At 65.9% G+C, this 21,748-nt stretch carries 15 protein-coding genes; 7 read left to right on the top strand and 8 right to left on the bottom strand.

The annotated features are described in order from the left end of the window. Positions 1-15: 15 nt before the first annotated feature. Positions 16-690 carry an HD domain-containing protein gene (locus BLU29_RS08610; protein ID WP_172830238.1) on the bottom strand — a complete coding sequence of 225 codons (675 nt, stop codon included), beginning with the start codon at positions 688-690 and terminating at the stop codon, positions 16-18. Positions 691-1,459: 769 nt separating this feature from the next. Between BLU29_RS08610 and BLU29_RS08605 the strand changes: the two genes are divergently transcribed. The 6 genes from BLU29_RS08605 (at position 1,460) to BLU29_RS08580 (ending at position 7,006) form a co-directional block, all read left to right on the top strand. Then, positions 1,460-1,993, top strand: coding sequence for a prepilin-type N-terminal cleavage/methylation domain-containing protein (locus tag BLU29_RS08605; RefSeq protein ID WP_091056737.1), 534 nt, complete (start codon positions 1,460-1,462; stop codon positions 1,991-1,993). A gap of 29 nt (positions 1,994-2,022) precedes the next feature. Beyond that, positions 2,023-2,673 (top strand): prepilin-type N-terminal cleavage/methylation domain-containing protein, encoded by a 651-nt coding sequence (locus BLU29_RS08600; protein ID WP_157693737.1) that lies wholly within the window; start codon positions 2,023-2,025, stop codon positions 2,671-2,673. 3 nt (positions 2,674-2,676) lie between these two features. Further along, positions 2,677-4,074, top strand: coding sequence for a hypothetical protein (locus BLU29_RS08595; RefSeq protein WP_091056733.1), 1,398 nt, complete (start codon positions 2,677-2,679; stop codon positions 4,072-4,074). Between the two features lie 78 nt (positions 4,075-4,152). Beyond that, positions 4,153-5,796 (top strand): hypothetical protein, encoded by a 1,644-nt coding sequence (locus BLU29_RS08590; RefSeq protein ID WP_157693736.1) that lies wholly within the window; start codon positions 4,153-4,155, stop codon positions 5,794-5,796. Beyond that, positions 5,793-6,344: a type 4a pilus biogenesis protein PilO gene (locus BLU29_RS08585; RefSeq protein ID WP_091056728.1), complete on the top strand. Its 552-nt coding sequence runs from the start codon at positions 5,793-5,795 to the stop codon at positions 6,342-6,344. Before BLU29_RS08590 ends, BLU29_RS08585 begins: the two co-directional genes overlap by 4 nt. After that, positions 6,341-7,006 (top strand): hypothetical protein, encoded by a 666-nt coding sequence (locus BLU29_RS08580; RefSeq protein ID WP_091056727.1) that lies wholly within the window; start codon positions 6,341-6,343, stop codon positions 7,004-7,006. Before BLU29_RS08585 ends, BLU29_RS08580 begins: the two co-directional genes overlap by 4 nt. Positions 7,007-7,169: 163 nt before the next feature. Here BLU29_RS08580 and BLU29_RS08575 read toward each other — a convergent pair whose 3' ends face one another. The 4 genes from BLU29_RS08575 to BLU29_RS08560 form a co-directional block, all read right to left on the bottom strand. Further along, a complete protein-coding gene (locus BLU29_RS08575) occupies positions 7,170-8,372 on the bottom strand; it encodes an adenylate/guanylate cyclase domain-containing protein (RefSeq protein WP_157693735.1) in 1,203 nt (400 codons plus the stop codon). A gap of 326 nt (positions 8,373-8,698) precedes the next feature. Further along, positions 8,699-11,536 carry an insulinase family protein gene (locus BLU29_RS08570; RefSeq protein ID WP_091056721.1) on the bottom strand — a complete coding sequence of 946 codons (2,838 nt, stop codon included), beginning with the start codon at positions 11,534-11,536 and terminating at the stop codon, positions 8,699-8,701. Positions 11,537-11,796: 260 nt separating this feature from the next. Continuing rightward, complete coding sequence (locus BLU29_RS08565; RefSeq protein WP_091056718.1) at positions 11,797-12,129, bottom strand: hypothetical protein; 333 nt, start codon at positions 12,127-12,129, stop codon at positions 11,797-11,799. Between the two features lie 966 nt (positions 12,130-13,095). Further along, a complete protein-coding gene (locus BLU29_RS08560) occupies positions 13,096-13,722 on the bottom strand; it encodes an isochorismatase family protein (protein ID WP_091056715.1) in 627 nt (208 codons plus the stop codon). 269 nt (positions 13,723-13,991) lie between these two features. Here BLU29_RS08560 and BLU29_RS08555 point away from each other — a divergent pair, with 269 nt between their 5' ends. Continuing rightward, positions 13,992-14,948, top strand: coding sequence for a LysR substrate-binding domain-containing protein (locus BLU29_RS08555; protein WP_157693734.1), 957 nt, complete (start codon positions 13,992-13,994; stop codon positions 14,946-14,948). 39 nt (positions 14,949-14,987) lie between these two features. On the opposite strand, the gene BLU29_RS18680 is transcribed toward BLU29_RS08555, so the two are convergent. From BLU29_RS18680 to BLU29_RS08540, 3 genes are all read right to left on the bottom strand, one after another. Beyond that, entirely contained in the window at positions 14,988-15,236 is a 249-nt protein-coding gene (locus BLU29_RS18680) for a LuxR C-terminal-related transcriptional regulator (RefSeq protein WP_091056711.1), read from the bottom strand. Positions 15,237-15,486: 250 nt separating this feature from the next. Beyond that, positions 15,487-18,477: a redoxin domain-containing protein gene (locus tag BLU29_RS08545; RefSeq protein ID WP_091056708.1), complete on the bottom strand. Its 2,991-nt coding sequence runs from the start codon at positions 18,475-18,477 to the stop codon at positions 15,487-15,489. Between the two features lie 90 nt (positions 18,478-18,567). Next, complete coding sequence (locus BLU29_RS08540; protein ID WP_091056707.1) at positions 18,568-21,705, bottom strand: TonB-dependent receptor; 3,138 nt, start codon at positions 21,703-21,705, stop codon at positions 18,568-18,570. Positions 21,706-21,748: the final 43 nt, after the last annotated feature.

Below are 21,748 nucleotides of genomic sequence, written 5' to 3'. Positions count from 1 at the left end.
CTCTCCTCATTGGATCTATCCGCGTTTATCCGCGCAATCCGCGGGAAAATCATTCCGAGTGATCTCACGCTTCAACTCCGCCAGAAACTGTCGCAGGAACTCCGTGCGTCGCCCGGCTTCAGCCTTACCGCCCGCGGTCTGCATCGTGTCCCCGAGCTTCAGCAGTTTCGTATAAAAGTGGTCGACGCACGCGGCGGAGTCGTCCGCCGGGCGTCGCTCGCAAAAAGGATCGCCGGCCACATACAGCGGCCGGCCCAGCGCCCCGCCGAGCAGCAGGCAGCGCGCCAGACCCACCGCCCCAAGCGCGTCCAGCCGGTCGGCGTCCTGCACCACCTTCGCCTCGACGGTCCGCGGCGGGATGCCCGCGCTGAAACTGTGCGCCTCGATGGCGTGGGCGATCTCCGGCAACAAGTCCTCCGGCCAGCCCCAAGCGCGCAACCACCGGCCGGCCTGCGCGGCCGCGAGCCGCGAGGCTTGCGCCCGCTGCGGCGAGTCCTTCGGCACGGTCACGCAATCGTGCAGCCAGGCCGCCGGCAGCACGATTTCCAGGTTCGCGCCCTCCGCCGCGGCCAGCTCCTGGGCGTTGCGCACCACCCGCCGCACATGCTCCAGGTCGTGCGCCGCATCGCCGCCCATGGCGGTCAGTTCCTCCACGCAGTGTCGCTCCAGTCCGGCAAAATCCATCGGCATGGCTTGGAGCAAAACAACTGATTACGGTTGGTCAATGACCCGAACCGAATAACCAGGCGGTTTGACCACGGATTTCACGGATGAGCACGAATAAATACCAAGCCAGGTTTTCACAGGAGGCCGCGGAGGAAAGGCAGGAGCCAGGGATTCCAGTCTCTGTTAACTCTGTTACCTCCTGTGCAATTCATAATCCGTGTCCATCCGTGCAATGGTTAAAGGATTCGAAAGCTTGGAGCGGCCATGATGAGTGAACCATTAGTGCGGATTAGGGAGTGTTTTCAAAGCCGGTTTGTCATCCTGAGCGAAGCGAAGGATCCACGGCAACGAAGGCCATATCGCGAGCGAACGCATGGATGAGGATGTCGCTGCGCTCGGAACTTCACTTCGTTCAGAATGACAGGAAACGGGTATTGGTTGGGTTTGAAGACACTCCCTGGTGGTTAACCGGCCTCGCACTGCGTCAATGGCCGCCACCGTTTGGTAAACGATGGCGGCCAGTCACACCCACACTGAACTACCCGGCCAAGGGTTTGTTACTTCGCGGCTGGCACGATGGCCACTCGTGAGGCGTGCTCGGCACCGAGGTAGCTTGCTGCGAGGGCGCTCAGCTCCGCCGCCCAAGCCCACCCATGTGGCGGCTACCTGCCTGTGTAAGGGACTAAATGGCCCGGCCACGCTATCTCCGCATGGAAGTGGTAGGTCTTCACCCCATACTGGAATTTCCCCAACCTTATAGGGTGAAAGGGCGATACTCTAGAATCAGCTTCCCATGCACACGCGCAGTCTTGCCGGCCGCCCCTCCACCGGGTTCACGTTGGTTGAAGTGATGATGGCCTCGACCATTCTGGTCGTTGGCTTTACCGGCCTGATTCAGGGGATCACCATCGGGTCGGAAGCCCTCGACACGGCCCGCAAGCAGCAGGTGGCAACCCAGATCATGGATGCAGAGATCGAGCGCCTGCGTTCCGGCCCCTGGAGCACCATCGCCGGTCTCGCGGCCAGTGCCTCGCTCACGATCGGCCCCGCGGGCGCCATCTCCGGCGACACCACCGGCTTCGCCCTGACCAATTACACCGCCACAACCAGCGACGACAACCAGGCGCTCGCCGCCCTCGCGCCGGGTTTCACCTGTTCGTATGTCCGCACCTGGCTGCGCCCGGCATCCGCCACGTCCGGCACGGTCACCTACCTGCGCATCGACTACACCGTGAGCTGGACCAGCAACACCGGCCGGGTCTACAGCCGCAGCACATCGGCGTTCTTCGGCCAGAACGGCCTGCACCTCTCCTACCAAAAATCGTGAGGATAAATCCTTCCCGGCCTGAATCCGTGGTGGAGCGCGTTGCCCCCAACGCGCTTCGTCCGTCGCGCACCCCGATCAACGCGCTGGGGGCAGCGCGTTCCACCCACCGGGCGAATCCCGCCGGCTTCACCCTGGTCGAGGTGCTCGTCAGCACGTCGCTGGCCGCCATGGTCCTGGCCGCGGTTCTCTCCAGCTTCGTATTCCTCGGCCGCAACCTGGCCCGCCTGGCCAACTACCACACGCTGGAGACGAAGGGGCGCGAAGCCCTGGCCTACCTCCAGCGCGACCTGGCCATCGCCGAGACCGTGAAATCCGGCACAACACCCACCGCGAGTTCCGTGACCCTGGTGTTGCCGGCCGGCGAGGTCACCTACACCTACGACGGCACCGCCGGCAGCCTGCGCCGGCAGGCGGCCGCGGGCGCGAACCCGGATTTCCAGCTGCTGAAAAACGACCGCTGCACCTGCACGACGTTCGCCTTCGATTACCAGACCGTGACCGGCGGCGCCCCGACCAGCCAGCTGGACGCCAGCAGCAACGTGCCTTACGGGATCAAGCAGATCCGGGTCCGTTTCGTCCTCGCCACCCCCGGCACCGAGGCCGACGCCACCCGCACCACCTACTCGGCCGTTTCCGCGCGGTTCCTCCTCCGGAACACCCAGCTCGCCGCCGGCAGTTGAATCATGCGCCACCGCTTCCATGACCAGACGGGTTCCGTGACGCTGGTGGCGCTTTGCCTCACCACGGTGCTCGCGATCGCCTTGGGCAGCTACATCGCCCTCTGCCAGCGCTCCTATGACCTCAGCACCCAATTGCTGCACGAGGACAAGGTCCGGCAGCTCGCCCAGACCGGTCTCGAGGAAGCGCTCTGGGCGTTGAATCAAAACTCCTGGACGGGCAGCGGTCCGGCCGGTGACGTCGCGTGGACCACGCGCGGGGCCAACCGCACGATCGTGCTGGCCTACGGTTCGCTCGGCCAGGGCGCCACCGGCCAGATCGCGCTCACCGTCGCCAACTTCGCCGGCACCGGCCCGGTCTGGCCCGCCATTACCTCGACGGCCACCCTCACCCTGGGCGACGGGCGCGTTTTCACGAAAACCCTGCAGGCCACGACCGGCCCGGCGCCGCTCTTCGGCAACGCCATCGCCTCCGTCAACAGCTACGTTTCCTTCACCAGCCAGGGGACGGTGGACAGTTGGAACTCGAACCCCGACGGCAACCCGGCCACGCCGGTCGTGGCCTATTCGTTCACCGCCGGGAACGCCGCCAACTACGCCGCGGTCATCGCCGCCAACGACAGCGGCACCACCAGCATCGCCCTTAACCAGGCCCTCGTCTACGGTTACCTCGCCACAAACGGGCAGCCCGTCTCCTATTCCACCTCGGGCAGTCCGCCCGGGAGCGTCAAGGGCCCCGGCACCGCGGCGACCGTGGCGGTCGAGCCCGGCCGGCTCGGCAAAAGCGCCTTCATCCCCGCCTCGGCGGTCTTCACCGTCAACACCCCGGCGCTGGTCCCCGGCAGTTTCACGCTGTTCTCCTGGCTCGCCGCGCTCCTGACCATCGGTCCCGCCGACAACGCGATCTACAGCGCACCCGCCGGCTTCGCCATGCCCACCGGCCTGCTCGGCTACACCCTCAACATCGCCCGGCCCGTGAAAATGGTGGTGAACGGCGACTTCGTAATCGGCAGCGGTCTGCTGGGACCGGCCCAGATTGTGGTCCAGTCCCCCAACGGTTCGCTGGCGGTCTTCGTCTCGGGCAATGTCGCCATCGGTGGCGGCGGCGTGGTCAACCAGACGAACGATCCCCGGAAGGTCGCGTTCTTCTGCACCAACGGTTCGACCACGGGTTCGGTCCAATACACCAGCACGGCCGACTTCTGCGGCGTGATTTACAGCGAGAACATGCCGATCGACATCCAGCAGAACGCCACCTTCTACGGGGCGCTCCTCAGCGGGCAATACGTCAGCTTTTCCGCGGGTGCCACCAACCCGCAGTTCCACTACGATACCGCCCTGCGCCACGCGCTCTTTGCCGACGTGACCACCCCCTATGTCATCCTTTTGCTCACCGAATCATGACGCCGGCGCGGCCAGGTCCGCGCAACCGAAGCCTCCGCCCTCACCCCGCCCGGAATGATTGCGAACCGCCTCTCCCCCATGCCTTCCTTTTCGCCCTTCCGGCGCAAAGTCCGGCGCAGCCTGCTGATCGAGATCAACCCGTTCCAGGTTCTCGCCGCCGGCCTCCGCCAGAACAACGGGGGACCCACGCTCATCGACTGCGCGGCGGAGTTTGCGGTCGAGGACGACGCCGGTCTCGGGGCCTGGCTGGATGAAAAATTCGGCGCCCAGCGGGCCTGGGTGCCCGCCATCGGCAGCATCGCCCCGGCGGAAGCCGTGCTGCGCCGCGAAAACCTGCAGCTGCGCAAGCTGGCCGAGGCCGGCTACCTGGGCGGCCTGCTCAAGGAACTGCGCCGGATTCCGCAGCCCGAGGCCTGGACCCTGGCGGCGCTTGATCCTTTGGCCGGCACGCCGCTGGCTCCGGGCGGCACGGCCCACCCCGGCCTGCTCCTCGGCCTGGCGAACAACGACATCCGGAGTTTTCAGCAGCGCCTGCTCGACCATCGTCTGCTGCCCCACCGGATCGAGCTGGGCATCCTGCCGCTGCTCGGCGCCATCTCCGGCCTGACGGACTGGCGCCAGGAGCGCCGTGCCACCGTCGTGGTCGTCATCGAGCAGGAGCACACCACCGCCTACATCATCGGCAAGGAAGGTCTGCATACGCCCGCCGCCGTGCCCCACGGCTTTGCCTCGATCGTGCAGGCGGTGCGCAAGGAATTTGGGCTCGGTGACGCCGGCGAGGTGCGCGAACGCCTGCACCAGGCCGACGATGAACTGCTGCTGCGCGCGACCAAATTTGTCCGCGCCATCGGCCGTGACCTCAAGCCCCTCGTCGATTCCTACGAGATGACCACCGGCCAGCCGGTGGGGGAGATCTACTGCGCCTACCTGCCGCCGGCGCTGCAGTGGATCGCCGAGCCGCTGGCCCAGACCATGCAACGTCCCGCCCTGCAGCTGGACTGCCCGGCCTGGCTGCCCACCGTGGGCCTGCAACCCGCGGATGACCTGCCCCCGCTCGGGCCGCACTGGCTCGGCGCCCTCGGCCTGGTCTCCACCCCGGCCGGGCCGGAAGAACCACCGGCCGGAGCGGCCGCCGGCCCGGTCCCCTGGCGCGTCGATTGCCGGCTCCCGGCCCAGCTGCCCAACAGCCGGCTGGCCGGCCGCCGGTTCGCGGCCTTCGCCCTCTGCGGCGCGCTGGCCGCCTTCGCCCTGACCCTCACCCTGTGGCAGTGGTACGTCATCCGCTCGCTCGATGCCGACACCGGCTTCTGGAACGGAAAAATCGCCTCGAATCAAAAACTGTTCAACGAACTCATCCGGGCGACCAGCTCCCTGCGTTCGCAGTCCGCCCGTTTTGACGACGCTTACGCGCTGATGCAAAAACCGCCCCCGGCCACGGACTTCATCCTGGACCTCGGTCGTTCGCTGCCGCCCAACATGCAGGTCGACCGGATCGAGTCCACGGGCGGCCGGATGGCGATGCGCGGCAGCCTGCGCGAGCCGCCGGACCAGTCCAGCCGCACCCTGGGCCGCTACCTGGAGGAATTGCGCCGCACCCCCGCCATCGGGCCGCTTTTCTCCAGCATCGCGCTGACCGCGCTCCAACGCGCGAATGACTCCGATGATTCCCTGGCCTTCGAGATCACCTTCACGCTGGCGGAGCCGGGAGGAGCCCGGCCATGAGCTTCCTCCTTCCGCTGCGCGCGTTCCTCCGGCGCCGGCCCTACGGGTCGGCCCTCACGATCCTGCTCGTCCTGCTGGCCGCCGCCAACTACCTGCTCTGGCAGGAACGCGCGGCGGCCAATGCCCGGCACGAAAAGGCCCGGCAGAAGGGCGATCAGATGCTGCATGCGCTGGCCGACTATCGCCGCATCACGGCCGATCTGGCCGCGGTCGATGACGCGCTCCAGGTGATCGACCGCAGCCTCCTCGCCGAGCGGGCCCTCGAGGTGAACCTCGGCTATTTCTATCAGATGGAGGTGCTCAGCCGGGTGCGCCTCCGCCAGCTCAACCAGCTGGTCGCACCGCCCTCGCCCGAGGGCAATCCGTTCAAGGTGCTCCCCTTCTCCCTTCAGGCCACCGGCTCTTATTCGCAACTCATGAACTTCCTGCGCGATCTCGAGACCGGTCCGCGGCTCCTGCGGATCAGGAGCTACAGCCTCGAGCGCGGCGAGGCGAAAACCGGCAATATGCGCCTCGACCTCACCGCCGAATGCCTGGGCCGCCCATGAAACCCTGTCTGTCGCTTTCCGTCCTCCTTGCCGCCGGCCTTTTTCCGGCCGTGGCCCTCCTGCGCGCGGCGGATCCGTCCCCTGTCCCGCCGGACGGGAAAACCCGCCTCACCGGACGCATCGACGCGTTGCTGCGCCCGCACCTCAAACCCGCGCCCCTCCCGGTCGTGCTGCCCAACCCCTTCATTGTCGTTCGCGGCACGGCGGATCTGGCGGAAACGCACGATCCCGCCGCTCCCGGGGCGGCCAACCCAGCGCCGCCGGCGGACGATTCCCCCCTGCTCACCGACGCGGAGACGCTCGCCCGCGGCGTGGCCCGCCTGAAGATCGGCGGCACGATGCAGGTGAACGATGCCACGCAGCTCATCATCAACCAGGAACCCCACAAGGAGGGCGATTATGTCATCCTCGAGAACAAGGGGGCCCTGCTCTATGTGCAGATCAGCCGGCTCACCCCGGCCGAGCTTACCCTCCGCTTCAGGGAAGCCACGCGGTCATCCGGCTCAAAAACCCCGCCAAGCCGAAGGATGCGGAGCCGTGAAACGACGGCTTGCCGCCGGCTATGGCGGTTTAAGCAACAGGAGCCGCATGGCCGCAAAAGAAGGCAGGGTGGAGCGGCCCGCTCCGCCGTGTGTGTGCCAACCCGGTCCCGGCTTGAATGAGAAGACCACGGCGGGGTCGCCGTGGCTCCAGAAGGTGAAAAGCTGGAGTGCGGGCGACCTCGCCCGCGCGGGATCGGACCAATGCCCCCGGTTGCCTGCCTGGAGGGCATTCTTTTCGTGTGTTTCGTGTATTTAGTGGTGACCTCCGACTGCATGCTCCCGGCTAAGGCCGGGGCCGGCCGGCCGGGCCGCTCAGTGCCTCCATCATTTCCGGCAGGCCGTTGGCTTTCGCAAATGCCTCGGCTCCCTGCCTCACTTCCTTGGACGGAGGCTCGGGCGTGTCGAGCAGGACGCTGAGAATCACCGCCCCGAGCGCGTCCGGTTTCAGCTCGGCCAGGTTCCGCTGACGCACCGCGCCGCCTTCCGCAAAGTAGAGCCGGTGATCGGTGTCGGTGAACAGTTTGGCATCGCGCGAGAAAGTCCCCGGTAGCGCGCGCAGCTGCAGGGGGCGGTCCTTTGTGTAACGCGGCAGGACGCCGGTCACCCAGTCAAGCAGCTCACGGATGTGTCTGTCGGGCGACCCCTCCTCCGGAGGCGTGGTTGCGGCCGGGGCCGTTTTTTCCGAAATCCGGCTGCCCGAGGGGTCCTTTCCCTTCGCCGCCACGAGCGCATCGAATTCGGCCTGCGCGGCGCGGCTGCGCGCCAGTTCGGCCCCGTGTTGCAGCTGTGATTGCAGCGCCAGGTCGGCCACCCCGGCGAGGACCAGTACCACGACGCCGAGGGCCGCCAGTTTTTGGGCGCGACTCAGCGGCGCGGGCGGCGGCTTCGGCGGCGGGGTGTAGACCGGTGGCGGGACGGCGGGTGCCGGCCGGACCGCGGCTGGCTCCAAGAGAACGCGATAAATCGTCACGGTCTCCGCGATGCTCTTGGGCCCGTGCGGGGTCAGCCGGGCCACCTCCAGTTCCAGCTTGTTCTTCACCACATCGTAGACCGTCTGCGAGATGCAGATGCCGCCCGGATCCGCCTCCGCCTGCAGGCGGGCCGCCGTGTTGACGCCGTCGCCCATGACGTCCTGGTCCTTCACGAACACGTCGCCCAGATGAATGCCGACCCGGTGGACCAGGGTCCCCCCTGCCGGACCGGAGCGGGCCCGCCGGGCAAACTGCCGTTGTAATATCAGCGCATAGCCGACGGCCTGCACGGCGCTGCTGAAATAAAGCAGCAACCCGTCACCGGTCGTCTTGAGCACGGTGCCGGCGTGTTTCTCCGCCAGCTGCCGCATCACCTCAAAGTCCCGCTCGAGCAGTTCCAGCGTCCCCACCTCTTCCCGGTGCATGCGGCGGCTGAAGCTCACCACGTCGGTGAAAACGATCGCCGCCAGCGCGCGCTGGCCGGGACCAATCGGATACGGCGGGGCGGAATCCATGCGAGGCCACCGTGCTAGGCCCCCGCGGCGTCGTGTGCAACGCCTTTGCTCAAGTGCGACGCCCCTGCTTCCCCGCACCCGGCACCCACCGCCGGTAAGCCGTCTGAGCGAAGGTCTGCGAAGGCAGAGCGAAGGCGGAGCGAAGGCACAGTGAAGGCGGAGCGAAGGAGCTGGGGCCGGCCACCCACGTTTCATCCGTAAAATCCTCGCCCGCTTCTGGCGGGAATCCCCCAAGCAAAGCGCCCGCCGGGTGGCCGGCGGGCGCTCGCTACACACACTTGATCGGACTATGACTGGGTCATCCGCGGGGCGGCCCGCGGAAAGATTCACGGCGCGGCGGGCTTGGTTGGGGGCGCTGCCGCCGGCAGGATCGTGACGCGGGAAGCGTGCTCGCTGCCGAGATAGGTTTTTGCGAGTGCGCTCAGCTCCGCGGCGCTGATGGCCTCGAGGTCGGGCAGCCGCGTGCGGGCCCAGTCGAGCACCTCGGGCTTCTCCTGCGCGCGGGCCAGCACGCCGCCGCCCCAGTAATTGTTCGTGCGGAGCGATTCCCGCGCCGCGGTCAGCGCGGGCTGGCGCGCGCGGGTCAGCTCGTCGTCCGTCACGCCATTCTTCGCCAGGTCGTCGCCGATCGCCACAATCAAGTCGGAGATCTTGGCGGCCTGGGCCGGATCGACCACGCAAGCGGCCTGCAGGTAGCCGTAGCCGGGGAACGTATCGCTGGCGTTGCTGCCGGCGTTCGGGCTGTAGGTGCCGCCGATTTCCTCGCGAATCTTCACGCGGAGGCGGTCGTTGAGCACGCTGGCGAGCAGGTTCAACCGGCGGCCGCGCTTCACGTCCAGGCCGTCGGTGGTCGGCCAGTAGACCACGACGTTCCCCTTCGGGATCTCCGAGGCGATGGTGTAGTTTTGGGTGAAGGGTGCCGTTGGGAAGGAGACCTTCTTCAACGCGTCCAGCGCGGGCTTCGCCTCGCGCGGCGGCAGCGCGCCGAGCGTCTTCGCCACGGCGTCGATCGCCGCCTCGATGTCCAGGTCACCCACCAGGGAGACCTCGAGCGCGCCGTGCGCGAGCTGCGGGGCCAGCCAGGCTTTCGCCTCGTCGAGCGTGCGGGCCATCAGCACGTCCTTGGGCGGCACGCCGAAGCGCGGGTCGCCGCCGGCGATGAGGTTGGCCACCTCGGTGGCCATCGGGCCGTTGGCGGTGTGTTCAAAGCCGAGATACATCTGCTCCAGACCCTTGTGCGCCTGGCGCAGCGCCTCGGGCCGCCAGCCGGCGTCGGTCAGCTCCGCCGCAAACAGCTGCAGCTCGAGCGGGAGGTCCTCGCGCGTGGTGCCGCCGGTGAAATCAAAGGCGTCCGGCGCCGGCTGAAACCTCGCCCCCACGTTCCGGCCGGCGAGGATGCGGCGGAGATCGTCCACGCTGTGCCGGCCGAGACCGCCGGCGCCGAAGGTGCCGCTCGCCAACGCGGTGAGGCCGCGCTCCCCGGCGGGCTCGGTGATCGCGCCGTTGCCGACGCGCACGCCGACGCGGATGCGGCCGGCCTCGAAGTCGGTTTTCTTGAGGTTGAGCTTCACGCCATTGGCGAAGCTCACGAGCTCGATATCGAGGTCGGCGACATGTTCGCGCTTCACGACCTGCCCCGGCGCGCCCCAGTCGGCGTAGGCCCAGACGGCCTCGGCCTGCGCCGCGGGTGCGGCGACCGCCGTGGCGCGGGATTTTTCATAAGCGGCCAGGATGGCACCATCGGCGTCACCGGGAATGGCGGCATTGCCGGACACCATCACGAAACGGCCGGGCGCGGCAAACGCGCTGCGCAACGCCGCCTGGCAGTCGGCGAGGGTGACCTGGTCGAGCGCCGGCTGGAAAAGCGCCCGGTCGGCGGTCGGATGGGTGAAGACCTCGCGGGCGATGATGCCGCCCGCGATCTCGTCGGCCAGCGCGCCGGAGCGCCGCGTGGCCGCGGTCTTCACGGCCTGATCGAGGCCGTTGGTGAAGGTGGCGACGACCTCCTTCAGTTCGCCGGGTTGGAAGCCGTGTTCGAGGGCGCGGCGCAACTCCTGCTCGCCGACGGCCAGGGCCTCGGCCCACTGCCCCGGCTTGCAAGTGAGACTGACGCTGGCTTCGCGCATGAAATGAAACTGATCCTCGACACTGGCGCCGGCGCCGCTGAACGGCGCGCCCTCCTTCTTTGCCAGCTCGCTGAAGCGGCGGTTAAGCATGCTGAGCGCCAGCTGGCGCGGCAGCTCCTTGAGCCGGTTGGCCGCGGTGTCGGGCAGGTCGGGGTCCGCGGTGATGCTGGTGAGGTCGACGCTGGTGGCGGGCGCCTCGGGCTCGGCGTGGAAGTGCGCGCGCACACCCTCGAACTTCGGCAGCGGGCCGAGCACGGGGTCGGGCCGGGCGGGCGCGCGGGCCTTGATCGCACCGAAGCTCGCGGTGACCAGCTTCTCGATCAACGCCGGGTCGAAGTCGCCCACGGCGATGACCGTGAACTTCTCCGGGCGATACCAGGTGTCCCAGAAATCGGCGAAGCGGTCGCGCCCGGCCTGCTCGATCACCCCGGGCAGGCCGATCGGAACGCGTTTGGGCAGGAGCGTGTCGCCGAGCATGAACTCGAACTGCGCGATGAAAGTGCGGTAGGCCACGTTGTCGCGGGTGCGCTTCTCGCTCAGGATGATGCCGCGCTCCTTCTCGATCTTGTCGGCCGGCAGCAGCAGGCCGCCTGCGTCATCCGCAAACACGTTCAGGCCCTCGGTCAGCGTGGCCTCGTCGGTGTGGGGCAGTTCGATCATATACTGCGTGCGGTCGAAGGACGTGAAGGCGTTGGTGTCGCCCCCGAAGCTCATGCCCATGCGCTGGAAGAACTCGACGAGCGTGCCGGGCGCGTAGTGCGCGCCGCCGTTGAACGCCATGTGCTCGAGGAAGTGCGCGAGACCGCGCTGGTCCTCCGTCTCGTTGAGTGCGCCCGCCGCCACGAGGAGGCGGAGCGAGACGCGGCCCTGCGGCTCCTTGTTGGGGTAGATGACGTAGCGCACGCCGTTGGGCAGTGTGCCGAAGCGCGCGGCCGGGTCCGGCGCGAGGTCGCTGCCCGCCTGCGGAAAGGCCGGGACGGCGGCCGCCGACCGGGGCAGCAGGAGCAACGCAGCGAGAAGGAAGAGTCGGGAATACATAGGGAAAGAGGATTATACCAATAGGAATCGGATTTTTCACACGAAGACCTCGAAGGACACAAAGCATCCAATTATTTGAGCATGAATCTGCTCTGCGTTCTTTGCGATCTTAGTGTAAAGTCTCATCTCAAATCGGGTATTATAGGGAAATACCGGGCCCGCGCCTATGGGCCATATGTCCTAAACGGGGCGGTTTCAAGAGAAGGGGGGCGGCCTTGGTCGCCTTTGGCGAGTCAACACGCTCCACCATGGAACATCCTCTACCGCAGCGCCGCGTTCAGGCGCATGCGGGAGGACACGCCAAATCTCCTCAGGCGCGCGCTGGCCGAGAGGTCCACCGATCGCATGCAGACCAGGTTTCGCAGCCGCGCCGCAACGAGACGCGCCCGTTCCGGCCGGGCGACAAAGGCCAGTACCACCTGGGCTTCGCCCCCAGGTCCGCCGGTTTCAAAGTGAACGGCGCGCAGCCCGATCTCCGGTACGGCGAGTTTCTGCAGGACGCGGGCCAGCAGGAGCGGCTCATCAGTGGCCACGGCGTGCAAGCGCCAGCAAGTGGGATCGGGGGGCGACGGGATCGGGTCGGATGGTTTCATGGGAAAACAAAAAAGCCCCGGGCGGAAAACCGCTCGGGGCTGGGCAAAGGGACGGATGTTGCTTGGTCAGACGCCGCCGCTTCCCCACCTCGAACGGAGGTGGCAAAGAGTAATCAGGCTGGCGGCGAGAAGTTTCACTGGCCGCAGGTTTGGCGACTCTGCGCGCTTTGTCACCTCCGTGCGCATAGTCCTTCCGGCCTAAACTGTAGCGGCGGTCTGCGACCGCCGGACGGCGCTCATAGAGCGCCGCTACAGAGACTCTTACCGCAGCGCCGCCATCAAAGGTGGAGCGGCTTGACCCCAAGACGCTGGTTTGAAGCAATGGAGGGCCCATCTCCTGATGGGCCGCGGTTCAGCTGGAGCTGAGTCCTCCACAAGGCCAGCGCGTTGGTGCGCCAAAGGCGCACAAGGGCTTGCTCGCCTTTGGCGAGTCAACGCGCTCCACTCTGTGGGAGGGGCTTTATGCCCCGACTCAGCCGAATAATCGGTCGGGGCATAAAGCCCCTCCCACAAAGATTCCACCTCACCGCAGCGCCGCCATGAGCCGCATGCGCGAGGACAAACCAAACTTCCGCAAGCAGGCGCTGACCTGATGCTTCACCGTCGGTTCCGGTAAACTGAGCCGCCGTGCAGGAGGTTGGGGGCACAGGTTTGAAGTTAAGAAGGCCGTTTAATCCGGACACCCTGAAAACGAGTCCTGGGAAAACGCGGGAGATGACGGTTAACGCTTTCCTGAATGGAAGAGTTTCGGTGCCGCTAGGGTGTGTTTGCAAAATACCTTAACCGCCCAATCTGGCGCTCAATCCGTCACTTTCGCTACCGGTCATCCTGAGCCGCGCGAAGGATCCAGCAGGACTCGCGCGTGCCTCTGGATCCTTCGCCCGGCTCAGGATGACAATCAGAGGATTTTGCCAACACGCCCTAGAATGCAGTCCACTGGTCAGACTGCCCCGCACCTGAGATCGCTTAGTGTTGCTTGGAAAAATACTGGCCGAGACCGAGGACCAAGCCGGCGAAAGGCATGCCAAGGGCGCCATATACCGCCTCCGCCTCGGGTGCCGCGTTATCGCCCAAAATCTCGATGGCCGCGTTGGAATAAGCCACGGGGATCACGCCGGCCTGCACCATCCGAATCACGCCAAGCTCCCCCTGCCTCCTGGTAAACGAGCCGGACGCGTCGACCACGGCAAATGTCTGATAACCGTCGGCCAGCGCCGAAATCGCAGGGAACGCCAGGCACACATCGGTGGAGACTCCGGCTACCAACAATTGTTTGCGGCCGGTCGCCTTAACGGCTTCCACGACCCGTTTTTCCTCCCAGGCGTTGACCGTGGTTCTCTCAATCTTGGGTCCGCCACGGAGTGCTTCAGCCAGCTCCGGAATCATGGGGCCCCACATGCTCTCCGTCGTGGTGGTCGCCACAACGGGAATCTTCAAGGCGAGCAGCGCCTTGGCCATGCCCACGACATTGTGCTTAAGTTCGAGCGTGTCGATGTCGCGAACGCCGGTGAACAGGCCGACTTGATGGTCAACGAGCAGGAGCGCGGCGTTCTCGCGCGTGAGAAATTGTGAGGGCGAGGTTTTTGCGGGCATGGTGTTGCTTGGATCAGAGGTTGAGGTTGATGAACGAGAAAAGGGAAGAGCTGCTGCGCCCAAAACCGACGTTACGGCGACTGCACTGGAGTAAATGAATCCACGTCGGTTCATTATGGGATATGAGCGGTCAAAAGTTTCATGTGGGCGGTTTCGTTGGTTCGATAAAGCGACATCCCTGCCTCGGGTCAGAATATGCCACACGCGCAGCCGGTTTGAGAAAGACAATGTTCCTTGTCTCAGTATAACCACTGCTTATGGTGGCGGCGATGGAACTGCGCCACCTCCGCTACTTCGTTGCGGTCGCCGAGGGAGAGAATGTCTCCCGCGCGGCGCTAAGGCTTCACGTTTCGCAGCCGGCATTGAGCCAGCAAATCCGCGATTTGGAGAACGAACTCGGATTTCTGCTGCTGGAGCGGACGGCGAAGTCGGTGCGCTTAACGGAAGCCGGGCGCACGTTTCATTCGGAAGCCCGGGCCCTGTTGCTCCGGGCCGAAAATGCGGTGAAGTCGGCGCGCGCGGTGGCGGTGGGCGAACGGGGCAATCTTCACATTGGCTACTCGGCGACACCGACGGTGCGCTTCCTATCGACCGCCTTACGTGCGTTCCATGCCATAACACCTGCGGTGCGGGTGAAGCTGCATGATCTGTCTACAGAAGAGATGATCGCCGGCGTTCGCAACGGCGCGCTGCAGATCGCTTTTCAATTCCGGCCGCAGCGTGACCTGCTGCGGGGGTTGCGCTTTGAGGAGGTGATGAAAGAGCCTCTCTGCTTCGCGGTGCCCCGGCGGCATGCGTTTGCCCGGCTCCGGTCTGTCCGTTTGGAGGAGGTTGCGCGCGAGCCACTGGTCGCCTTTTCGAAAAGGGAATATCCGGAATACCATGACATGCTCGTGGACGTGTTCGCCACGATCAAGTCTCGGCCTCATATCGTGGAAGAACACGAAGATGCCGCCAACTTGGTTACAGCGATCGACTCGGGCTTTGGCTTCGCCGTGATCGCGCAATCGATCGAAATGGCAAGTGAGCGATCTTTAAAGCTCATCCCTCTACGGCCCGCTTTGTCCCTGCGACTGGGTGCGATTTGTCCTGCTTCCGAGATGACCGCAGCCGCTGAGCGGTTCTTGCAGTGTGCACGGGCAGAGTCCAAGCGATCATCACGGCACCTAGACGACACGACCCTTTCGTGGCCTTGGCATCCGCGTTCTCGTGCTCATCGCCGGTAGCGCAACGATCAAGAGCCGTGGGCCAAAGGTTCTAGGGGCTCAGCGCAGTGCGGCCATGAGCCGCATGCGGGAGGAGAGCCCGAACTTCCGCAGGCAGGCGCTGACCTGGTGCTTGATGGTCGGCTCGGCCTTGTTGAGGAAGCTGGCTATTTCCTTGTTGCTGTAGCCGGCGCAAAGGTAGGAGAGCACCCGCTGCTCCGCCGGGGTGAGCGGTGTAGCGCCAGGTGGAACCCGGCCTTCAGACGCGTTTTCAGCGCACAATGCAAACCCGTCCGGCCTGTCCGCCATAGGCTTGGCAACGGCAGAAGGCCGCGTTCCACCTTGAAGTGACGCCACCGGTCGCGGCAGCAGGCAGTAGCGTTCAGCAACCACGGGAGGAGTATTTTTTAACCACTAATGGACACTAATCCCTCACTGATCCGAACCGGTCGGACTGGAGTCATTTTCTGAATTAGTGACCAATGAGTGGAAATTAGTGGTTAACGGATTTGGGCGGTTGGTGGTTTCTCTACTCTCAACTGCGGCGTGGGCGCCGCCATCATCCCCGTTTCTTCAGGTCCTCAGCCGCCTTCGCCACGAGGGCGGGGTCGACCTTGACGCCGGCCTTGGCCAGCGCGCCGTCAAGGATGGCCTCGCCCTTCAGGTAGCCGATGACGATGTCCACGACCTTGCCGTCGCGGTCGATAATGAACTGCGTCGGAATGCCCGATACGCCGTAAAGGTTGCGGGAGACGCGCTCGGGCTTTTTCTCGGCCGGGTCGTGCGTCCAGACGATGTCGGGATATTCGGCCTGGTGAGCCTTCACCCAGGCCTCGAACTTGGCGCGCGTGTCGCTGGTGCAGTTGCCGAAGACGACGACACCCTGGTCCTTGTATTTGGCGGAAACCTCCTGCGTGTGCGGCATCGAGGCCATGCACGGCCCGCACCACGTCGCCCAGAAGTCGAGGATGACGACCTTGCCCCGGAAATCGGAGAGCTTCACGTTCCCGCCGGCCAGATCCCGCGCGGTGAAGTCGGGCGCCATCGCGCCGACCTTGAGCTGCGCCACCGCGGCCTCGGGCGCCGGGGGTTTGGTTTCCTCGGCGGTGAAGACCTTGCGCGGCATGTCCTCGGGGGCGAGCTTGATGCCCGCGCGCAGGAGAAGGTTGGCGAGCGAGTCCTTGGTGCCCGCGCCGGCTCCGACGTAGAGGCCGAGCATGCGGCCCTGGGCGTCGACCACGGTGTTGTTCGGCACGGGTGCCATCGCGCCGCCGGTGAAGAGCAGCGGTCCGTTCTTCTTGAAGAAGGCGCGCGATTTTTCCTGGAAGTCCTTCTTTTCGGCGTCGGTCAGCTCGTCCATCGGCTTGCCGGGGTTCGGCGACTTGCCGGCGGGATCCCACACGACCGGGAAGGTGAACTTGCCCGCGTTGGCCGTGCGCCATTGTTCGAAGTCCTCATGCGACGCGTAGGAGGCCATGCCCAGGAACATCACGCCCTGGTCGGCATACTTGCGCGACCACGCCTCCGCGAAGACCAGCGCCTCGCCGCTGGGGCCGTTGGCACCAGCCCAGACGCTGAACACGACGGTCTTGCCCTTGGTCACGGCGGCGAAGGTTGTGTCGCGGCCGTCGGCGTCCTGCACCGGGATGTCCCCCACCGGCTCGCCCTCCTTGAGCTTGCCGTAGTTCACCATGAAGGCGGGTTTCGGGTGGATGGCCTCGTCGGCGAGTTCGGCCTCGCGCGCCTTGGCCTCGGCGGCCGACGCGGCGAGCGCCTCGCGGCCCTTGGCGGCCACGACCGCGTCAACCTTCACGCCGGCCAGCGTCAGTGCGCCCTCGGTGCGCGCGTCCTCCTCGCCGCCGTTGCCGACGATGGTGGCGACGATCTTGCCGTCGCGGCCGATGACAAACTGCGTCGGGATGCCCTCGACATGGTAAAGGACCGACGAGGCGCGCTGCTCGAACGTGGCGGAGCCGCGCTCATGCGGGTCGAAATAGAACTGCAGGTCGGGATACTTCGGCTGGTTCTTCGGGATCCATTCCTTGAACTTCGCGCCGGTGTCGCTCGTGCCCGAGGCGACGACCACGACGTCCTGGTCCTTGTATTGCGCCGCGATCCTTTGGGTGTGCGGCATCGAGGCGATGCACGGCCCGCACCACGTGGCCCAGAAATCCAGGATCACGACCTTGCCCTTGAAATCGGCCAGGTGGAATTCCCTGCCCTGGATATCGTGCATCACGAAGTCCGGCGCGACCGCGCCGGCGCCGAGCAGGCCGACACGCTTCGCGGGGGGCATGCCGCCGGCCGTCTGGTTCTTCGCCGCAGCGTCATGGGCCGCGACGGCCTTGGCCACGGCCGTCTCATCCTCGGCGGAAAGCTTCACTACCTTGCCCTTGGCGAGCATGGCCTTGATGAGCACGCCGGTGGCGTCGCCCATGCCGATGGCGCCGCTCACGAGCTTGCCCGCGGCGTCCACAACGATCGTCGCCGGAAACATGCCGACACCGAAGCCGGTGTTGGTCACGCCCTCGGCCCACGCCTTGCCGGCGGGATCCCAGGCAACGGCATAGCCGGGGGCGGGATTCTTCGCCACCCAAGAGTCGAAGTCCGCGCGCTCGGTCGCGGAGAAAATCACGAGCGTCGCAAAGTCCTGGTCTTTGTAACCCACAATGGCGTTCGTGAACCACGGCTGCGGGCCCATTCCGCTGGACACAAAGTGCACCAGCACGGGCTTGCCGCGAAAAGAGGAGAGCGCCACCGGTTTGCCGTCGGGGCCGGTGAGCGTGAAATCCGTGATCAACTCGCCCGCCGACACGCTGCCGAATTTCTCCGGCACATAGCCGCTGCTGCGCGGGCCACCCATGCCCACCATGCCGGCGGATTTCATGGCGGGGGTCTTCATCGCCGCCGGGATCGACTTCGGGGCGTTCGGATCCTTCTTCGGCTCGGGCGGGAGCGACGCGAGGTCGACCTTGATGCCCATGCGGGCCAGCGCGTATTCGAGGCGGTAGTCCTCGCCCGGGCCGCCGCCGCCGACAACCTCGCTGATCTTCCCGTCCCGGCCGATGACAAACATCGTCGGGAAACCGGTGATGTGATACTGCGTGGCGAAGACGGAATCCTTCCAGCCCTCCTTGCCCGCCGGATCGAACAGCATCGTGAACCGGTATTTCGGGGCGTTGCGCTCGATCCAGCCGTCGTAGGCGGCCTTGGTGTCGTCGGCCGTGACGCCGAGCAGCACGACGCCCTGGTCCGCGTATTTGCGGTAGACGCGGTCGTTGTTCGGCATGGCCGCCTGACACGGGCCGCACCACGTGGCGGACACGTCGACGATGACGACCTTGCCGCGATAGTCGGACAGCCGGACTGTCGCGCCCTTCGCATCCGTGACGGCGAATTCAGGAGCCGGGTCGCTCGCATGCAGGAAGCGCGCGATCTTGTCCGTCGGAGACTCAACGGGAACGGAAGCGGGAGCCTGCGCCGGCAGCACGGGCGCGGACGCCAGGAGCAAGGCCAGGCCAAGGGTGAACGGAGCGGAGGAACGGATCATAGGGGACGGGGATGGGAGTTTGATGAAAAACAAGCGATGCCGGCGAACCGGCACCGCAAGGAGGGAGCTGGTCCGGCCGGACCGGGAGGGTCAGAATGGCATCACGAAGGAGAACTCATACGCGCGGCCGAGCGCGAGCTGGCTGTGCAGGCCGCCGTTGTAGCCGAACACGGTGTCGGAGAACGGCGGCTTCTTGTCGAAAACGTTGTTGATGCCCAGCTGGACGCGCAGGTTCTTGCCGTAACCGCGCCACACGCCGTGCTTGAACTCGTAACCGGCGTGGACGTCGACCTTGTAGACCGACGGCACCGGATAGGTGAAGGTGAGGGAGTTGCCCGCCTGGTTGGTGTCGAAGCCGCCGGTGTAGCTCACGAAGGAGGACGCGTTCCACGAGCCGCGGTTCCAGAAGAGCGATCCGATGAACTTCCACTTGGGCGGCGCAAACGTGTCACCGTCATCCACCACCGGCGGCTTGCCCGGGGCGAGCTCGCGGGTGGAGGCGAGGGTCTGCGTGGCGTCGAAGCTGATCCGCCAGCGGCCCAGGTGCTCCGCGGGCAGCGCGTAGTCGACCATGTAATCCACGCTCTCGTTCACGACCTTGCCAAAGTTGATGAAGGTCTGGTCGATCGCCGTGATTTGTCCGGGCTGATTGAGTGCCAGATCCGCCGCCGTCGGCGCGGCGCGGGTGATGCGGTTGGCGAAGAGCGCCTCGTTGTTGACCAGGGTCTGGGGCGACAGCGTCTGGATGACGTTGTGCTGGGTGGTGCGGTAATAATTGACCTGGAAGTTCAGCCCCTTGATGACCGGCGGCTCGAACACGAGGCCGTAGAATTCGGTCTTCGAGGTCTCCGAGTTCATCACCGGGTCCGTGCCCGTCGTGACGAGGATGCCGGTCGTGGTGGCCGGGGTGCGGCGCGGATCGGTGACCGAGCCGGAGGCGGAAGTGGAGGGTGCCACCAGGTGCTCGGTCAGGCCCGGCGGGCGGAAACCCTCCGAATAGCCCGCGCGCAGGAGCAGCGGCTTGACCGGCACCCAGGAGATGCCGAGCTTCGGCACGGCCTCCCCGTTCGCCGTCGAGTAGCTTTCGTAGCGGCCGGCCAGATCGAGATCGAGCCGGCGCAGCAACGGGAGGGCGTTGGGCTTGCCGAACACCGGCACCGAGAATTCGCCGAACACCGCGTAGTTGTGACCGGTCGCCTGCACATGGTTGGCGCTGGCGACCAGCCCGGAGAACCCGGTGCTGTAATTCAAGACGTCGCTGACCACCGCGTCGCGGTTATACGTGCCGCCGAAGGCCATCTTGACCGGGCCGCCGGGCAGGTCGAACAGGTTGCCGTCGGCGGAGAAGTCCCAGGTGCGCGCCTCGGACGAGGTGTCGCGGCTGGGATAATAAGCCATCTTTTCGTAGATGGCCGCCTGGGTGATGCCGGCCACCCGCGCGTCGATGAAGGGGTTCAGCCGCTGCGCGGGATCGGTGTTGGCCAGCGCGGCGGTGATGCCCGAGCCGTCAAAGCTCCGGGTCAATTGGTCGGCCGATTGATGCTGGAAGTTCAGGCCGGTGTCCCACTGCCAGGTCTGGCCGACCTTGCCGCGCACCCCGAGAAGACCGTTATGCGCCTTGGTGTGGGTCTTCTGCCATACGGAGCCGAACTCGTAGTCGACCAGGCCCACCGCGATGTCCTGGCCGAAGGGATTGTAGGCGGCGGGCACGATCGAGGCGAAATTGCCAAAACCGTTGAACGTGGAGGCCGAGGTCACGCCGGGCTGCGTGTTGAAGAGGCCGCGGGTGTCGCTGAAGCTGTAGGTACCGTAGGCCTCGACCAGATCGTTGATCTTGTAGGTGAAATTCCCGGTCACGCCGTAACGTTCGGATTTGGGGATCAGGTCGAGGAACTGCGCGGTGTTGGCGCGCTGGATGTAGGAGGCGCCGTTGGTCTGGCCGGGAAAGGCGCCGGTGAACGAGGACAGCGTGGGCGTGCCGGTCACGCCGGGATTGATCACGGCGAAGCGGGTCGGGTTGACCGCGGGATCGGTGATGCCATTCAGGGTGCCGGTGCGCGCCTGCACGACTCCCGGGTAGCCCCAGAGGAGCCGCAGGTCGCGGCCATAGACCGGATTCCCATTGGCGTCATAGGTGGCGATGACCCCCCGGTGATCCTGGTTCTTGGAAAAACTGCGATCCGAGGCCTTGAGCTCCCCGCGGTCATAGTAGTCGACCGCCACCGAGCCGCTCAGTTTGCCCGCGGCAAAGCCCGTGGTCAGGGTGACCTGCCGCTCACGGCCGCCCCCATGCGCTGACGCCCGGTAGGAGCTGCTGAGCTCGTTGCCCTGCCAGTTTCTTTTCAGCACGACATTGATGACCCCGGCCACGGCGTCGGCGCCGTAGATCGCGGAAGCTCCATCAGTGATCACCTCGATATGGTCGATCATGCCGAGCGGAATCGTATTGAGGTCGACGAAGCCCTGCTGGGAGGAGGTGGAACGGTTGCCGGAACCCGACTTGGCCGCGCGCCGGCCGTCGATGAGCACGAGCGTCGAGCCGGATCCGAGGCCGCGCAGGCTGACGCCCGACACGCCGGTCTGGCCGGGAGGAGCATCTGACGCCCCGAGCACGAAATTGAAGGATGGAAAGGAGTTCTCCGTGCGCTGGCCGAACTCCGGGTTGAGTTCGTTCGGCGCACTGCCCCGCCCGGCGGCGATGCCGGAGTACGTTTGCGGCAGATAGTTCAGGAAGTCCGCCAGCGTCATCGCGCCGGTCGCCCGGATGTATTCGGAGTCATAGATGCTCACGGGCGAGGGACCTTCCGATTCCGTCTGGCGGATGCGGGTGCCGAGCACGGTCACGGTCGCCAGCCTGATGGCGCCGCTCTCGGTCTTCTCGGTCTTCCGCTTCACCCCCAGCGCCCCCGTCTTCTCGTCCTGCACCAGGACGAGGCCGGTGCCCTCGAGCATCCGGGTCAGCGCCTCGACGGGCGTGAACTCGCCCTTGATCGCGGCCGTGCGCACGCCGCGCACGGTCTCGGCCGCGAAGAGCGTCTCGCGGCCCGAGATCTCGGAAAATTGTTTCAACCGGATGCCAGCGTCGCCGGCGGGCAGGTCGTAGGTTTTTTTGGCGGGTTCGCCATCCTTCGCCAAGGCTACGGATGGCAGGGCCGCGAGTGAGAGGATCGACAACGCGACCAAGGTCAGGGCGCGGAGGGGGTGGAGGGGGTGGAGGAATGTGCGCATTGCGGTGTGCGGTGTGTTGTGGGCCGGAAGAATCCGGCCTTCT

This window comes from Opitutus sp. GAS368 (assembly GCF_900104925.1).
GTDB lineage: Bacteria > Verrucomicrobiota > Verrucomicrobiia > Opitutales > Opitutaceae > Lacunisphaera.
This window is presented reverse-complemented; position numbering and strand designations above follow the sequence as displayed.

Excerpts from the sequence above, each read along its gene's own strand:
- BLU29_RS08610 (WP_172830238.1), bottom strand. The coding sequence starts at position 690 with ATGCCGATGGATTTTGCCGGACTGGAGCGACACTGCGTGGAGGAACTG.
- BLU29_RS08605 (WP_091056737.1), top strand. The coding sequence starts at position 1,460 with ATGCACACGCGCAGTCTTGCCGGCCGCCCCTCCACCGGGTTCACGTTG.
- BLU29_RS08595 (WP_091056733.1), top strand. The coding sequence starts at position 2,677 with ATGCGCCACCGCTTCCATGACCAGACGGGTTCCGTGACGCTGGTGGCG.
- BLU29_RS08590 (WP_157693736.1), top strand. The coding sequence starts at position 4,153 with ATGCCTTCCTTTTCGCCCTTCCGGCGCAAAGTCCGGCGCAGCCTGCTG.
- BLU29_RS08585 (WP_091056728.1), top strand. The coding sequence starts at position 5,793 with ATGAGCTTCCTCCTTCCGCTGCGCGCGTTCCTCCGGCGCCGGCCCTAC.
- BLU29_RS08580 (WP_091056727.1), top strand. The coding sequence starts at position 6,341 with ATGAAACCCTGTCTGTCGCTTTCCGTCCTCCTTGCCGCCGGCCTTTTT.
- BLU29_RS08575 (WP_157693735.1), bottom strand. The coding sequence starts at position 8,372 with ATGGATTCCGCCCCGCCGTATCCGATTGGTCCCGGCCAGCGCGCGCTG.
- BLU29_RS08570 (WP_091056721.1), bottom strand. The coding sequence starts at position 11,536 with ATGTATTCCCGACTCTTCCTTCTCGCTGCGTTGCTCCTGCTGCCCCGG.
- BLU29_RS08565 (WP_091056718.1), bottom strand. The coding sequence starts at position 12,129 with ATGAAACCATCCGACCCGATCCCGTCGCCCCCCGATCCCACTTGCTGG.
- BLU29_RS08560 (WP_091056715.1), bottom strand. The coding sequence starts at position 13,722 with ATGCCCGCAAAAACCTCGCCCTCACAATTTCTCACGCGCGAGAACGCC.
- BLU29_RS08555 (WP_157693734.1), top strand. The coding sequence starts at position 13,992 with ATGGAACTGCGCCACCTCCGCTACTTCGTTGCGGTCGCCGAGGGAGAG.
- BLU29_RS18680 (WP_091056711.1), bottom strand. The coding sequence starts at position 15,236 with ATGGCGGACAGGCCGGACGGGTTTGCATTGTGCGCTGAAAACGCGTCT.
- BLU29_RS08545 (WP_091056708.1), bottom strand. The coding sequence starts at position 18,477 with ATGATCCGTTCCTCCGCTCCGTTCACCCTTGGCCTGGCCTTGCTCCTG.
- BLU29_RS08540 (WP_091056707.1), bottom strand. The coding sequence starts at position 21,705 with ATGCGCACATTCCTCCACCCCCTCCACCCCCTCCGCGCCCTGACCTTG.